Here is a 14,893-nt window from a genome sequence, read left to right on the forward strand (position 1 = left end):
CCAAAAGTTAGTGCTTACCTTTCGTCATCGCCTTCGACCTGCGCTGAGGAGCTTTCCCATGACGATCCCTGTCGTCTCCATCGCCTACCACTCCGGCTACGGCCACACCGCCGTCCTCGCCGAGGCCGTGCGGGCCGGCGCCGTCGAGGCGGGCGCCGAGGTGCACCTGATCAAGGTCGACGAGATCACCGAGGAGCAGTGGACGCTGCTGGACGCCTCCGACGCGATCGTGTTCGGCTCCCCGACCTACATGGGCACCGCGTCCGGCGCCTTCCACGTCTTCGCCGAGGCGACCGCCAAGCGCTGGTCCGGCCAGGACTGGAAGGACAAGCTGGCGGCCGGCTTCACCAATTCCGGTTCCAAGAGCGGCGACAAGCTGCACACGCTGCAGTTCTTCCAGATCCTCGCCGCCCAGCACGGCATGCACTGGGTGAACCTCGGCCTGCACCCCGGCTGGAACAGCAGCGAGGGCTCCGAGAACGACCTCAACCGCCTCGGCGTCTTCGCCGGCGCCGCCGCCCAGACCAACGTCGACGAGGGCCCGGAGGCCGTCCACAAGGCCGACGTCGCCACGGCGGAACACCTGGGCCACCGGGTCGCCCGCACCGCGGCCGCCTTCCGCTCGGGGGCGGCGGCAGCCTAGGGAAACCCCGTCGCGAGGGCGGCCGCAGGCCGGTACGGTCCGTCGGGGTCGCCGCACCACGCCGGGCGGGCGGCCGCAACGACGGGGGGCGCGCATGTGGGACGGCCCGTTCTACCGGGTCCGCAGGGACGGGTACGACATCTGCTTCCTGCCGGACGCCGACGAGCCGCTCGACGAGGTGACCAGGGCCTCGACCTGTGGGTGACCTCCCCGAACGTGGAACGCCGAAGACACGACGGACGCCTGATCCCCGGTGCTCGGGTCAGGCGTCCACGTCGTGGGACCGGCGTCTCAGTAGCCGAAGTCCTGGGTCCACCACGGGCCGCCCGGGCCCATGTGGACGCCCACTCCGAGCGTCTTGAAGTCGCAGTTCAGTATGTTGGCGCGGTGGCCGGGGCTGTTCATCCAGGCCTCCATCACGGCGGCCGCGTCGGCCTGGCCGCGCGCTATGTTCTCGCCGCCCAGGTCGGATATCCCGGCCGCCGCCGCGCGGTCCCAGGGGGTCTTGCCGTCGGGGTCGGTGTGGTCGAAGAAGCCGCGCGCGGCCATGTCGTCGCTGAACCGCGCCGCGAGGTCGGCCAGCGCGCTGTTCGCGGCGACCGGGCTGCACCCGACCTTGGCCCGCTCCTCGTTGACGAGGTTCAGCACCTGGGCCGCGGCCTGCGCCTCGGCCGAGACGGTGACCGGGGCGCTGGTGCGCTGCGGAGCCTTCGGGACCGCCCGCCGCGACGGGGTCTTCGCCGACGGTGCCGGCTCCTTCGTGGACGGCGTCGCCGACGGCTTCGCGGGCGCCGTCCGGGTGGGCGAGACGGACGGCGACGCCGAGGGCGAGGCCGGCGCCGACGCGGGCGCCGAGGCGGACGGCGACACCGAGCGGCCCGTGCCGCCACGGCTGGTCGGGGTGGAGTCGCGGCTCTCGGTGGCGGCGCCGGACGTGCCGCCCTGCTCGGAGGCCGAGTTGGTGGGCGCGCCGCCCGCCTGGACCTTGTCCCCGGTGCTGGTGCCCCCGCCGAGCTGGTAGTTCTCCAGGCCCGGCACCACACCGGTGGCCACCGCCACCGTGCCGAGGGCCACCGCGGCGGACACGCCGAGCAGACCCGTCTTCACCGGCGTCGCGGCCCGCTTCCGGCGGCGGTGCCCGCGTCCGGCCCCGCGGTCGGGGGTGAAGCCGTCGTCGTGGCCGCCGGTCGCGTGACCGCCGTCAGCGCCGCCGAACCCGTCGCTCGAGAACACCGCGGTCCGCGGGCCGTCGTCGCCGTACCCCTCGCCGCCACGGGCGTCGTCCATGGCGTACAGGTAGTCGTGGCTCTTGGCGTATTCCTCGGCGTACGCCTCCGGGTTCAGGTAGGGCGCGATGCCCAGCGTGGGCCCCTCGCTCCCGTACGAGTCCCCTCGGGAGTGACCCCGCGTGAACGGGCCCTTCGGCTGTGTGACCCCCGTGGCGCGGCCCGTGGCGGCGCGGCCGGCGTCGGAGCGTCGGTGGCGTCCCATGTCCTGGCCTTCCTCGTCCCTGCTGGCGACCCGAGCCCCTCGGTCAGTGACGCATCCGGTCAATGACTCCTCGTGGCCGACCAGACCCACTCGATCGAGTGAGTTTCATATGAGATTCATTGGGTGGGGACGGTACCGCATGACGCGCGGGGAGGATGTGTCGCGCGTGACATCGGCCGGTTAGGTTGCAGCCATGAGCGAGGACGTACGGCTGGTCGCCTGGGTGCGGGGACGGGTCCAAGGGGTGGGTTTCCGCTGGTTCACGCGGGCGAAGGCGCTGGAGATCGGCGGGCTGAGTGGCTTTGCTCTCAATCTGGCCGACGGCCGCGTCCAAGTGGTCGCCGAGGGGCCGCGCGAGGGCTGCGAAGGCCTGCTGGCCTGGCTCCAGGGTGACGACACGCCCGGGCGCGTGGACGGCGTCACCGAGATCTGGGACACACCCCGCGGCGGCTACGACGGGTTCGCCATGCGCTGAGCCGCCCGCCGGGTCCGCGCCCCGTCGGCGTCCGGACACCCTCCGCGCACGGCCGGCTCCGGGAAAAGGAGCAGGTGAGTGCCGAGAGAGGCTTGCGCCGCCGGGCCGTGCACGCCAGGATGATCGCCACGCCCCGAGGGGCCCGCAGCAATCGTCTCGCCGCCGTTCCAGGCCGCGCACGCCGGGTCGCCCGCCAATACGGGGTGTGATCGTGTTGACCGTCAAACTTTTTGGTGAGAACCTGAAAGCACCCCGCGCACCCAGCTGTTTGGCATGGATGAACGGCAGCAGCAGCATCCTGCCAGGCATCGCGGGTGCATATCCCTCACGACCCATACCGCTTCGGTCGGTCACTCATTGTGGAGGACCATCCATCATGGCAAAGGCGCTTCTCGGTTACGTCGGCGGCTCCGACCCTCGACTCCTCGCCGAGATGCGACGGCTGCAGCAGCGAGTCCAGGACCTGGAATCCGAGCTCGGACGGATCCAGGCGGAGAAGGACGCCCTGCAGGCTGCCGCTTCTCACGACAGGATCGTGCAGAGCATCGACGCACACCAGGCGGAGCCTGCGCTCACCTGATCGCTGCACCCGCTCCACAACAGCATGCGCAGCGGTTGGGATGTCCGTCATCAACCGCGTCGGACCGCTTCGTTGTCAGAGTTGCAAGGGACGCTTCGGCGTCCCTTCTTTCTGCCCCCGTCCTCCGCCTCGAGCCGTCCGCCGCACCCCCGCCGGACTTCGCTGCTCCACACACCCTTCAGCTTCGTTAACGAAGGGTGTGCCCTGCGCGTTCACGCGTGAAACCGCGGGTTCATGGAGTGAGACACCCCCGGGAGGTAGAGTCCGGCGGCGTGCACCTCAAGGCCCTGACCCTCCGCGGCTTCAAGTCGTTCGCATCGGCGACCACGCTCCGGTTCGAGCCGGGGATCACCTGCGTCGTCGGCCCCAACGGCTCGGGCAAGTCCAACGTCGTGGACGCGCTCAGCTGGGTCATGGGCGAGCAGGGCGCCAAGTCGCTGCGCGGCGGCAAGATGGAGGACGTCATCTTCGCCGGCACCACCGGCCGCCCCCCGCTGGGCCGCGCCGAGGTGTCCCTGACCATCGACAACTCCGACGGTGCGCTGCCCATCGAGTACGCCGAGGTCACCATCACGCGGATCATGTTCCGCAACGGCGGCAGCGAGTACCAGATCAACGGCGACACCTGCCGCCTGCTGGACATCCAGGAGCTGCTCTCCGACTCCGGCATCGGCCGCGAGATGCACGTCATCGTCGGCCAGGGCCAGCTCGACTCCGTCCTGCACGCCGACCCCATGGGCCGCCGGGCCTTCATCGAGGAGGCGGCCGGCGTCCTCAAGCACCGCCGCCGCAAGGAGAAGGCGCTGCGCAAGCTGGACGCGATGCAGGCCAACCTCGCGCGCGTGCAGGACCTCACCGACGAGCTGCGCCGCCAGCTCAAGCCGCTGGGCCGCCAGGCCGCGGTGGCCCGCCGGGCGGCCGTCATTCAGGCCGACCTGCGCGACGCCCGCCTGCGCCTGCTCGCCGACGACCTCGTACGGCTGCGCGATGCGCTGCAGGTCGAGGTGGCCGACGAGGCCGCGCTCAAGGAGCGCAAGGAGGCCGCCGAGCTGGAGCTGCGCAAGGCGCTCCAGCGCGAGGCGCTGCTGGAGGACGAGGTGCGCCGGCTGGCGCCCCGGCTGCAGCGCGCCCAGCAGACCTGGTACGAGCTGTCCCAGCTGGCCGAGCGGGTGCGCGGCACGATCTCGCTGGCCGACGCGCGCGTGAAGAGCGCCACCTCCGCCCCGCCCGAGGAACGGCGCGGCCGTGACCCCGAGGACATGGAGCGCGAGGCCGCCCGTGTCCGGGAGCAGGAGGCCGAGCTGGAGGCCGCCCTGGAGGCGGCCCAGCGGGCCCTGGACGACACGGTCGCCCACCGCGCCGAGCTGGAGGGCGCGCTGGCCGCCGAGGAACGGCGCCTGAAGGACGCGGCCCGTGCCCTCGCCGACCGCCGCGAAGGGCTGGCCCGCCTCGGCGGCCAGGTCAACGCCGCCCGCTCCCGCGCCGCCTCCGCGCAGGCCGAGATCGAGCGGCTGGCCGCCGCCCGGGACGAGGCGCAGGACCGTGCCGTCCGCGCCCAAGAGGAGTACGAGGCGCTGCAGGCCGAGGTCGACGGCCTCGACGCGGGCGACGCGGAACTGGCCGAGCGCCACGAGGACGCCAAGCGGCGGCTGGCCGAGGCCGAGGCCGCGCAGACGGCCGCCCGCGAGGCGGTCACGGCGGCCGAACGCAGGCGCGCGGCGACCCAGGCCCGGCACGAGGCACTGGCCCTGGGCCTGCGGCGCAAGGACGGCTCCGGCGCGCTGCTCGGCGCCCGGGACCGCCTCAGCGGACTGCTGGGCCCGGCCGCGGAGCTGCTGACCGTGACCCCCGGGCACGAGGCCGCCCTGGCGGCCGCCTTCGGCGCGGCCGCCGACGCCCTCGCCGTGACGAGCCCGGGCGCGGCCGCCGAGGCCATCCGCCTCCTGCGCAAGGAGGACGCGGGACGGGCGAGCCTCCTGCTGACCGGCGCCCCGGAGGAACCGGGGCGGACCGGCCCGGCGGAGCACGTGCCCGACGGCGCCCGGCCGGCCGCCGCTCTCGTGCGCGGCCCCGCCGAGCTGATGCCCGCCGTACGGCGCCTGCTGCGCGGGATCGTCGTCGTCGGCACCCTCGAGGACGCCGAGGACCTCGTCCACGCGCGGCCGGACCTGACCGCCGTGACCGCCGAGGGTGATCTGCTCGGGGCGCACTTCGCGCACGGCGGGTCCGCGGGGGCGCCGAGCCTGCTGGAGGTGCAGGCGTCCGTCGACGAGGCCGCGGCCGAGCTGGACGAGCTGGCCGTGCGGTGCGAGGAGCTGACCACCGCCCAGCTCGCCGCGGCCGAACGGCGCCGGGAGGCCGCCGCGCTCGTGGAGGAGCTGGGGGAGCGGCGCCGGGCCGCCGACCGGGAGAAGTCCGCCGTCGCCCAGCAGCTCGGCCGGCTCGCCGGGCAGGCGCGGGGGGCCGCCGGTGAGGCCGAGCGGTCCGCGGCCGCCGCCGCACGCGCGCAGGATGCGCTGGACAGGGCGCTGGAAGAGGTCGAGGAACTGGCCGAACGGCTGGCCGTGGCCGAGGAGATGCCGGTCGAGGAGGAGCCCGACACCTCGGTGCGCGACCGGCTCGCCGCCGACGGCGCCAACGCCCGCCAGACCGAGATGGAGGCCCGCCTTCAGGTCCGTACGCACGAGGAACGCGTCAAGGGGCTGGCCGGCCGCGCCGACTCCCTCGACCGGGCCGCCCGCACCGAACGCGAGGCACGCGCGCGTGCCGAGCAGCGCCGGGCGCGGCTGCGCCACGAGGCGGCCGTCGCCGGGGCCGTCGCCTCCGGTGCCCGGCAGCTCCTCGCGCACGTGGAGGTGTCCCTGGCCCGCGCCGAGCGCGAGCGGACCGCCGCCGAGGCCGCCAAGGCGCGCCGCGAGCAGGAGCTGGCCGCCGCCCGCACCGCGGGCCGGGACCTGAAGGCCGAGCTCGACAAGCTCACCGACTCGGTCCACCGCGGTGAGGTGCTGGGCGCCGAGAAGCGGCTGCGTATCGAGCAGCTGGAGACCAGGGCCCTGGAGGAGCTGGGCGTCGAGCCCGCCGGACTGGTCTCCGAGTACGGCCCGCACCAGCCGGTGCCGCCGTCGCCGCCCGCCGAGGGCGAGGAGCTGCCCGAGGACCCCGAGCACCCCCGCAACCAGCCCCGCCCCTTCGTGCGGGCCGAGCAGGAGAAGCGGCTGCGCGCCGCCGAGCGGGCGTACCAGCAGCTGGGCAAGGTCAACCCGCTGGCGCTGGAGGAGTTCGCGGCGCTGGAGGAGCGCCACCAGTTCCTCAGCGAGCAGCTGGAGGACCTGAAGAAGACGCGCGCCGACCTGCTCCAGGTGGTGAAGGAGGTCGACGAGCGCGTCGAGCAGGTCTTCACCGAGGCCTACCGGGACACCGCCCGCGAGTTCGAGGGCGTGTTCAGCCGGCTGTTCCCCGGCGGCGAGGGCCGGCTGGTGCTGACCGACCCGGACAACATGCTCACCACCGGCGTGGACGTCGAGGCCCGTCCGCCGGGCAAGAAGGTCAAGCGGCTGAGCCTGCTCTCCGGCGGCGAGCGGTCGCTGACCGCGGTCGCGCTGCTGGTGTCGATCTTCAAGGCCCGGCCCAGCCCGTTCTACGTGATGGACGAGGTCGAGGCCGCCCTCGACGACACCAACCTCCAGCGGCTGATCCGGATCATGCAGGAGCTCCAGGAGTCCTCGCAGCTGATCGTGATCACCCACCAGAAGCGGACCATGGAGGTCGCCGACGCGCTGTACGGCGTGTCGATGCAGGGCGACGGCGTCTCGAAGGTCATCAGCCAGCGGCTCCGTTAGTTAGCCGCCGCCCATCCCGGGCACTTGGTCACTGTCGGGACCCGGTCCGGACCCGTGCGGTCCGCCTCCGCCAGGGCCCGCCTCCTTCAATCATTCAAGAATTGAACACAGCGGCTTCTTCCGGTGCCTGTTACCTCACATTCAGGGTCTCTTGACTTCGAGACATGAAGGCATAGGCTCTGCAACGTTACTTTTACCTTCAGGTATCACCTGGAAGGGCTCGCCCCCCAGCGGCAGCGTTGCCGCGGCCCGAGGAGAACACGTGACCAGCACTGCGCAGGCACCTCAGCCAGGAGCCAGAACGGCTCATCCCGATCATCTCGGGCATGTCATCTTCATCGCGGCGGCGGCCGCCATGGGCGGTTTCCTCTTCGGCTACGACAGCTCCGTCATCAACGGCGCCGTCGAGGCCATCCGGGACCGCTACGACGTGGGCTCCGCGGCCCTGGCCCAGGTCATCGCCATCGCGCTGATCGGCTGTGCCATCGGCGCGGCCACCGCCGGCCGGATCGCGGACCGCATCGGCCGCATCCGCTGCATGCAGATAGCCGCCGTGCTGTTCACCATCAGCGCCGTCGGCTCGGCGCTGCCCTTCGCGCTGTGGGACCTCGCCTTCTGGCGCATCGTGGGCGGCTTCGCCATCGGCATGGCCTCCGTGATCGGCCCGGCCTACATCGCCGAGGTCGCCCCGCCCGCCTACCGCGGGCGGCTCGGCTCCTTCCAGCAGGCCGCGATCGTGGTCGGCATCGCCATTTCCCAGCTGGTCAACTGGGGCCTGCTCAACGCCGCCGGCGGCGACCAGCGCGGCAAGCTGATGGGCCTGGAGGCCTGGCAGGTCATGCTCGGCGTCATGGTGATCCCGGCCGTCCTCTACGGCCTGCTCTCCTTCGCCATCCCGGAGTCCCCCCGCTTCCTCATCTCCGTCGGCAAGCGCGAGCGCGCCCGCGAGATCCTCGCGGAGGTCGAGAGCAAGGACGTCGACTTCGACGCCCGGGTCGCCGAGATCGAGCACGCCATGAAGAGCGAGCACAAGTCGACCTTCAAGGACCTGCTCGGCGGCTCCTTCTTCTTCAAGCCGATCGTCTGGGTCGGCATCGGCCTGTCGGTCTTCCAGCAGTTCGTCGGCATCAACGTCGCGTTCTACTACTCCTCGACGCTGTGGCAGTCGGTCGGCGTCGACCCGACGGACTCGTTCTTCTACTCCTTCACGACGTCGATCATCAACATCGTCGGCACCGTGATCGCGATGATCTTCGTGGACCGCGTCGGCCGCAAGCCGTTGGCCCTCATCGGCTCCGTCGGCATGGTGATCGGCCTCGGCCTGGAGGCCTGGGCGTTCTCCTACGACCTCGTCGACGGCAAGCTCCCGGCCACCCAGGGCTGGGTCGCCCTGATCGCCGCCCACATCTTCGTCCTCTTCTTCGCCCTGTCGTGGGGTGTCGTCGTCTGGGTGTTCCTCGGCGAGATGTTCCCGAACCGGATCCGCGCCGCCGCGCTCGGCGTCGCCGCCGCCGCGCAGTGGATCGCCAACTGGGCCATCACCGCGAGCTTCCCGTCGCTGGCCGACTGGAACCTGTCCGGCACCTACGTGATCTACACGGTGTTCGCGGCGCTCTCCATCCCGTTCGTCCTGAAGTTCGTCAAGGAGACGAAGGGCAAGGCGCTGGAGGAGATGGGCTGACCCGCCCGCACGAGCTCGAGGAGACGGGCCAAGTCCCCGCTGCCCCTCTCCTCGTACCGTCCGCCGCCCCCGCCCCGGCCCCGCCGGGACCGGGGGCGGCGGTGTCGTACACACGGTGCGCGGGCGGCGGGTCCGGGCGACAGGGGTCGCGCATACTGGACGGGTTATGGACATCGTCATCCTTGCTGTAGTCATCGCCGTGGTCGTGATCGGCGCGCTCGGCGGGCTCGTCGTCGGCAGTCGCCGCAAGAAGCCGCTGCCCCCGCCGCCGCCCACCGCCCCCGACATCACCGCGCCCCCGGCCGAGCCGCACGTCGGCGACGAGGCCGAGACGCCGCGCGACGAACCGCGCCGCACGATCGAGGAGGTGGATCTCCCCGGTGGCGGCGCCGCCACCGGGACGGCGGTCGAGGAACCGCCCGTCGTCGAGGCCCCGGTCATCGAGATCCCGGAGCCCACCGCCGGCCGTCTGGTCCGGCTCCGCGCCCGTCTGTCCCGCTCGCAGAACGCCCTCGGCAAGGGCCTGCTCACGCTGCTCTCGCGCGAGCACCTGGACGAGGACACCTGGGAGGAGATCGAGGACACGCTGCTGACCGCCGACGTCGGCGTGCTGCCCACCCAGGAGCTGGTGGAGCGCCTGCGCGAGCGCGTCCGGGTGCTCGGCACCCGCACCCCCGAGGAGCTGCGCGCCCTGCTGCGCGAGGAGCTCATCACCCTGGTCGGCCCCGACCTGGACCGCACCGTGAAGACCGAGCCGGCCGACCGCAAGCCCGGCATCGTGATGGTCGTCGGCGTCAACGGCACCGGCAAGACCACCACCACCGGCAAGCTGGCGCGCGTGCTCGTCGCCGACGGCCGTACGGTCGTCCTGGGCGCCGCCGACACCTTCCGGGCCGCCGCCGCCGACCAGCTCCAGACCTGGGGCGAGCGGGTGGGCGCCTACACCGTGCGCGGACCCGAGGCCGGGGACCCCGCCTCCGTCGCCTTCGACGCGGTGAAGGAGGGCAAGGAGATGGGGGTCGACGTGGTCCTCATCGACACCGCCGGCCGGCTGCACACCAAGACCGGGCTCATGGACGAGCTCGGCAAGGTCAAGCGCGTCGTCGAGAAGCACGCCCCGCTCGACGAGGTCCTGCTGGTCCTGGACGCCACCACCGGGCAGAACGGCCTGGTCCAGGCGCGGGTCTTCGCCGAGGTGGTCGACATCACCGGCATCGTGCTGACCAAGCTGGACGGCACCGCCAAGGGCGGCATCGTCGTCGCGGTCCAGCGCGAGCTGGGCGTCCCGGTCAAGCTGATCGGCCTCGGCGAGGGCGCGGACGACCTGGCCCCGTTCGAGCCCGCGGCGTTCGTCGACGCCCTGATCGGCGACTGAGCACCGCCGCCCGCCGCCGCCCCGGCCGCCCACTTCGGTCCGTCGGCGGCTCCGCTCGCGAAGAAGCGCCCGCTCCCCAAGGTGCAGTTGGGGAACGGGCGCTTCGCTCTGTGCCCTGACCGGGGACCGGGGACCGGAGGACCGGTGAGCCGGTGACGGCGGGCGCGGGCCGGACGCGGGGGAGGGGGCCGTCGGGTTACGCCCGCGACCGGTGTGCCACGTACGCGAGCGTGCCCAGCAGGAGCCGGGCCGCCGGAGGCCGGGTGGCCGTGTCCAGCTCGGGCGGGCGCAGCCAGTGGACCGGGCCCGCGCCCCCGCGGTCGGAGGGCGGCGCCGTGATCGCCGTGCCCGGGCCGAGGCCGCGCAGGTCGAGGGAGGACGGGTCGTCCCAGCCCATGCGGTAGAGCAGGCCCGTCAGTTCGGCGGCGGCGCCCGGGGCGACGAGGAACTGCGCGCGGCCCTCGGGCGTGCCGACGACCGGGCCGAGCGGCAGGCCCATCCGCTCCAGCCGGACCAGCGCCCGGCGCCCGGCCGCCTCGGCCACCTCGATCACGTCGAACGCGCGCCCCACGGGCAGCATCACCGAGGCGCCCGGGAACTCCGACCAGGCCTTCGCCGCGTCGTCGAGGGTGGCGCCCGCCGCGAGCGTGGGGGCGAAGTCCAGCGGGTGTGCGCCGGGCGCGCCGCAGTCGGGACGGCCGCAGGAACAGGCGCCCGCCGCGGCCCGGGCTCCCGGCACCACGTCCCAGCCCCACAGCCCGGTGTATTCCGCGACCACCGTGCACTCGGACGAACGGGCGCGCCTGCGCGCGCCGGAGCGGATCTCGCGAATGCCGCCGATCGTGAAGCCCATGCCCCCTCCAACGGGTCCGCCGCACCGGTGGTTACGTAACGGACGCGGAACGTGACTCTCTGTATTTGTACCGGTCCCGGTGCCGGATCCGGACGCGGCGCGTCGGAGCACTCGCGGTGGTACGCGACGTGACGCGCGCCCCTCGGTGCATCGCTCCGCTCACTCCTGGCCGGGCTATGTCAAGTGAATCGCGAACGCGACACCCTGAGTTCATTCGAAGGGGTGGCGAATGGTGGCGTTTCCGGGATCGCCATGGCTGGAGGCGTGATCGTAGGACTACTGTGAGTGCACGAGGCCTGAGGGCACATGCACTCGTGGGTATGCCGGGGGCAAGTCGGCTTTCCGTTCGATGGGTGAGAACCGCCGGACGGAGGACCCCAAGGACCGGCATTCTGATAGGGCTTGGCGCACTCAGCGACAAGTGGTCTCAGGAATGGGGGCGTTCCAGTGAGCGGCAACGGCGGAAGCGGGACGAACGCTGCGAGCGCCGACAAGCGCCCCAACGAGCTCCTCACGTCGTGGTTCGTGCGCAGCGGCTGGTCCAAGGGCGAGCTCGCCCGCCAAGTCAACCGCCGTGCCCGCCAGTTGGGCGCCAACCACATCTCCACGGACACCTCGCGGGTCCGCCGCTGGCTGGACGGCGAGAACCCCCGCGAGCCCATCCCCAGGATCCTGTCCGAGCTGTTCTCCGAGCGGTTCGGCTGTGTCGTCTCCGTCGAGGACCTCGGGCTGCGCGCCACCCGGCAGCTGCCCTCCGCGACCGGCGTCGACCTGCCCTGGACGGGTCCCCAGACGGTGGCGCTGCTCAGCGAGTTCTCGCGCAGCGACCTGATGCTGGCGCGGCGCGGCTTCCTCGGGACGTCGCTGACCCTGGCGGCCGGCCCGTCCCTGATCGAACCCCTCCAGCGCTGGCTCGTGCCCAGCCCGTCCGGCCCGCGCCAGGAGAGCGAGGAGTCCCTGCCGACCAGCCGCGCCCGCGGCCGGCTGTCCAAGCCGGAGCTGGAACTGCTGGAGTCCACCACCGTGATGTTCCGGCAGTGGGACGCCCAGTGCGGCGGCGGACTGCGCCGCAAGGCCGTCGTCGGCCAGCTCCACGAGGTCACCGACCTGCTGCAGGAGCCCCAGCCCGAGGCCACCGCCCGGAAGTTGTTCAAGGTCGCCGCCGAACTGGCCGAGCTGGCGGGCTGGATGAGCTACGACGTGGGGCTCCAGCCCACCGCGCAGAAGTACTTCGTCCTCGCACTGCACGCGGCCAAGGAGGCCGGCGACCGCCCCCTCGGCTCGTACGTCCTGTCCAGCATGAGCCGCCAGATGATCCACCTCGGCCGGCCCGACGACGCCCTGGAGCTCATCCACCTCGCGCAGTACGGCAGCCGGGACTGCGCGAGCCCGCGCACCCAGTCGATGCTGTATGCGATGGAGGCCCGCGCCTACGCCAACATGGGTCAGCCCGGCCGGTGCAAGCGGGCCGTGCGGATGGCCGAGGACACCTTCGCCGACGCGGAGGAGTGGGACGAGCCGGACCCCGACTGGATCCGCTTCTTCTCCGAGGCCGAGCTGTACGGCGAGAACAGCCACTCCTTCCGCGACCTGGCCTACGTGGCCGGCCGCAGCCCCGCCTACGCCTCCCTCGCCGAGCCGCTGATGCGGCGCGCGGTCGACCTCTTCGCCAAGGACGGCGAGCACCAGCGGTCGTACGCGCTCAACCTCATCGGCATGGCGACCGTGCACCTGCTGCGCGGTGAGCCCGAGCAGTCCACGGCGTACGCGGTGGAGGCCATGGGCATCGCCAAGAAGGTCCGTTCCGAGCGCGTCAACACCCGTATCCGAAAGACCGTGGACACCGCCGTCCGGGACTTCGGCGACCTCAGCGAGATCGTCGACCTCACCGACCGGCTCGCCGTCGAACTGCCCGAGACCGCCGAGGCGGTCTGACCACCGCACCGCCCCCCAGCCCCGGCCGCGGCCGGCCCTCCCGAACAGCCCGACTCGGCTCCCCCATGCCAGGTCATCGGAAGGCCGCCCGCGGCCGGTTCCTTTCCCCCGCGGCAGGTTGCGCCACGATAACGATCGCCCCGCCGCGCATCGGGCACTTCACCCACGCGTAACACGCAGGACGCCTTCGTCACCCCGGCGAAACAACGAGGGGCTCCCGCCGAAACGGCGCTGCGCGAATCTCATGGCGCAGAACCGGCCCACCCCTCATTCCGCTCAGGCTTCGCCCGCACGGGGCCGTACCTACGACGAGGAGACGCCGATGGCACCAGCCATCACGCTTGCGGCGGACGCACCGACGCTGTCGTCCGCGAACACAGGCTTCATGCTCATCTGTTCCGCCCTGGTGATGCTCATGACCCCGGGCCTGGCCTTCTTCTACGGAGGCATGGTCCGCGTCAAGTCCACCCTCAACATGCTGATGATGAGCTTCATCAGCCTCGGGATCGTCACGGTCCTGTGGGTGCTCTACGGCTTCTCCCTCGCCTTCGGCGCCGACTCCGGCTCGCTCATCGGCTGGAACTCCGACTGGGTCGGCCTCAGCAACATCGGGCTCACCCAGCTCTGGGACGGCTACACCATCCCGGTCTTCGTCTTCTGCGTCTTCCAGCTGATGTTCGCGATCATCACGCCGGCCCTGATCAGCGGCGCCCTCGCGGACCGCGTGAAGTTCAGCGCCTGGGCCCTGTTCATCACCCTGTGGGTCACGATCGTCTACTTCCCGGTCGCCCACTGGGTCTGGGGCTCCGGCGGCTGGGCCTTCGAGCTGGGCGTGATCGACTTCGCCGGCGGCACCGCGGTGCACATCAACGCCGGTGCCGCGGCGCTCGGCGTGATCCTGGTCATCGGCCGGAGGGTCGGCTTCAAGAAGGACCCGATGCGCCCGCACAGCCTGCCGCTGGTCATGCTCGGCGCCGGGCTGCTGTGGTTCGGCTGGTTCGGCTTCAACGCCGGGTCCTGGCTCGGCAACGACGACGGCGTCGGCGCGCTGATGTTCGTCAACACGCAGGTCGCCACCGCCGCCGCCATGCTGGCCTGGCTGGCCTACGAGAAGATCCGCCACGGCGCCTTCACCACGCTGGGCGCCGCCTCCGGCGCGGTCGCCGGCCTGGTCGCCATCACCCCGTCCGGCGGTGCGGTCTCCCCGCTCGGCGCGATCGCCGTCGGCGCCATCGCCGGTGTGCTGTGCGCCATGGCCGTCGGCCTGAAGTACCGGTTCAACTACGACGACTCCCTCGACGTCGTCGGCGTCCACCTGGTCGGCGGTGTCGCCGGCTCCCTGCTGATCGGCTTCTTCGCCACCGGCAAGGGCCAGTCCGACGCCCAGGGCCTCTTCTACGGCGGCGGCCTCGACCAGTTCTGGAAGCAGTGCGCCGGCGTCTTCGCCGTCCTCGGCTACTCCCTGGTGGCCTCCGCGGTCCTCGCCTTCCTCCTCGACCGGACCATCGGGATGCGCGTCCCCGAGGACGACGAGGTCTCCGGCATCGACTCGGCCGAGCACGCCGAGACCGCATACGACTTCAGCGGGGCTGGCGGTGGCGCCGCCCGCACGACCGCCGCCCCCGCCCCCGCCCCGGTGGCCGGCACCGCTGCCAAGAAGGTGGACGCATGAAGCTCATCACCGCCGTCGTGAAGCCCCACCGGCTCGACGAGATCAAGGAGGCCCTGCAGGCCTTCGGCGTCCACGGCCTGACGGTCACCGAGGCCAGCGGCTACGGTCGTCAGCGGGGACACACCGAGGTGTACCGCGGCGCCGAGTACACGGTCGACCTGGTACCCAAGATCCGCATCGAGGTCCTGGCCGAGGACGACGACGCCGAACAGCTGATCGAGGTCGTCGTCAAGGCGGCCCGCACCGGCAAGATCGGCGACGGCAAGGTCTGGTCCCTGCCGGTCGAGACGGCCGTACGGGTCCGCACCGGCGAGCGCGGCCCGGACGCGCTCTGACCGCGGAGAAGAAC

Annotated in this window: 11 protein-coding genes; 9 read left to right on the forward strand and 2 right to left on the reverse strand. The window is 72.2% G+C overall.

Annotation, left to right across the window (positions count from 1 at the left end; all coding sequences use genetic code 11):
* Positions 1-58: 58 nt before the first annotated feature.
* Positions 59-643, forward strand: coding sequence for a flavodoxin family protein (locus E4U91_RS24725; RefSeq protein ID WP_137308864.1), 585 nt, complete (start codon positions 59-61; stop codon positions 641-643).
* 291 nt (positions 644-934) lie between these two features.
* Here E4U91_RS24725 and E4U91_RS24730 read toward each other — a convergent pair whose 3' ends face one another.
* Positions 935-2,134, reverse strand: coding sequence for a CAP domain-containing protein (locus tag E4U91_RS24730; RefSeq protein WP_137308865.1), 1,200 nt, complete (start codon positions 2,132-2,134; stop codon positions 935-937).
* 193 nt (positions 2,135-2,327) lie between these two features.
* On the opposite strand from E4U91_RS24730, the gene E4U91_RS24735 reads away from it, so the two are divergent.
* The 5 genes from E4U91_RS24735 to ftsY all read left to right on the forward strand — a co-directional run bounded on the left by E4U91_RS24735 (position 2,328) and on the right by ftsY (position 10,084).
* Positions 2,328-2,609, forward strand: a complete 282-nt coding sequence (locus E4U91_RS24735) for an acylphosphatase (RefSeq protein WP_137308866.1) — start codon at positions 2,328-2,330, stop codon at positions 2,607-2,609.
* Positions 2,610-2,985: 376 nt separating this feature from the next.
* Positions 2,986-3,189 (forward strand): hypothetical protein, encoded by a 204-nt coding sequence (locus E4U91_RS24740; RefSeq protein WP_067239026.1) that lies wholly within the window; start codon positions 2,986-2,988, stop codon positions 3,187-3,189.
* Positions 3,190-3,461: 272 nt separating this feature from the next.
* Complete coding sequence (smc, locus tag E4U91_RS24745) at positions 3,462-7,028, forward strand: chromosome segregation protein SMC (protein ID WP_137308867.1); 3,567 nt, start codon at positions 3,462-3,464, stop codon at positions 7,026-7,028.
* 262 nt (positions 7,029-7,290) lie between these two features.
* A complete protein-coding gene (locus E4U91_RS24750; RefSeq protein WP_137308868.1) occupies positions 7,291-8,709 on the forward strand; it encodes a sugar porter family MFS transporter in 1,419 nt (472 codons plus the stop codon).
* A gap of 166 nt (positions 8,710-8,875) precedes the next feature.
* A complete protein-coding gene (gene ftsY, locus E4U91_RS24755; RefSeq protein ID WP_137308869.1) occupies positions 8,876-10,084 on the forward strand; it encodes a signal recognition particle-docking protein FtsY in 1,209 nt (402 codons plus the stop codon).
* Positions 10,085-10,280: 196 nt separating this feature from the next.
* On the opposite strand, the gene E4U91_RS24760 is transcribed toward ftsY, so the two are convergent.
* Entirely contained in the window at positions 10,281-10,937 is a 657-nt protein-coding gene (locus E4U91_RS24760) for a bifunctional DNA primase/polymerase (protein WP_137308870.1), read from the reverse strand.
* Between the two features lie 447 nt (positions 10,938-11,384).
* Here E4U91_RS24760 and nsdA point away from each other — a divergent pair, with 447 nt between their 5' ends.
* The 3 genes from nsdA to E4U91_RS24775 all read left to right on the forward strand — a co-directional run bounded on the left by nsdA (position 11,385) and on the right by E4U91_RS24775 (position 14,879).
* Positions 11,385-12,872 (forward strand): transcriptional repressor NsdA, encoded by a 1,488-nt coding sequence (gene nsdA / locus E4U91_RS24765; RefSeq protein WP_137308871.1) that lies wholly within the window; start codon positions 11,385-11,387, stop codon positions 12,870-12,872.
* Between the two features lie 322 nt (positions 12,873-13,194).
* Complete coding sequence (locus E4U91_RS24770) at positions 13,195-14,544, forward strand: ammonium transporter (RefSeq protein ID WP_137308872.1); 1,350 nt, start codon at positions 13,195-13,197, stop codon at positions 14,542-14,544.
* Positions 14,541-14,879, forward strand: a complete 339-nt coding sequence (locus tag E4U91_RS24775; protein WP_039656487.1) for a P-II family nitrogen regulator — start codon at positions 14,541-14,543, stop codon at positions 14,877-14,879. The genes E4U91_RS24770 and E4U91_RS24775 overlap by 4 nt, the downstream gene beginning before the upstream one ends.
* Positions 14,880-14,893 lie beyond the last annotated feature (14 nt).

The sequence above is a fragment of the Streptomyces lasalocidi genome (assembly GCF_005280215.1).
GTDB classification, from domain to species: Bacteria; Actinomycetota; Actinomycetes; order Streptomycetales; family Streptomycetaceae; genus Streptomyces; species Streptomyces longwoodensis.

Bases quoted from the DNA above. Each gene is read 5' to 3' on its own strand.
- E4U91_RS24725 (WP_137308864.1), top strand. From the start codon at position 59: ATGACGATCCCTGTCGTCTCCATCGCCTACCACTCCGGCTACGGCCAC.
- E4U91_RS24730 (WP_137308865.1), bottom strand. From the start codon at position 2,134: ATGGGACGCCACCGACGCTCCGACGCCGGCCGCGCCGCCACGGGCCGC.
- E4U91_RS24735 (WP_137308866.1), top strand. From the start codon at position 2,328: ATGAGCGAGGACGTACGGCTGGTCGCCTGGGTGCGGGGACGGGTCCAA.
- E4U91_RS24740 (WP_067239026.1), top strand. From the start codon at position 2,986: ATGGCAAAGGCGCTTCTCGGTTACGTCGGCGGCTCCGACCCTCGACTC.
- ftsY (WP_137308869.1), top strand. From the start codon at position 8,876: ATGGACATCGTCATCCTTGCTGTAGTCATCGCCGTGGTCGTGATCGGC.
- E4U91_RS24760 (WP_137308870.1), bottom strand. From the start codon at position 10,937: ATGGGCTTCACGATCGGCGGCATTCGCGAGATCCGCTCCGGCGCGCGC.
- E4U91_RS24770 (WP_137308872.1), top strand. From the start codon at position 13,195: ATGGCACCAGCCATCACGCTTGCGGCGGACGCACCGACGCTGTCGTCC.
- E4U91_RS24775 (WP_039656487.1), top strand. From the start codon at position 14,541: ATGAAGCTCATCACCGCCGTCGTGAAGCCCCACCGGCTCGACGAGATC.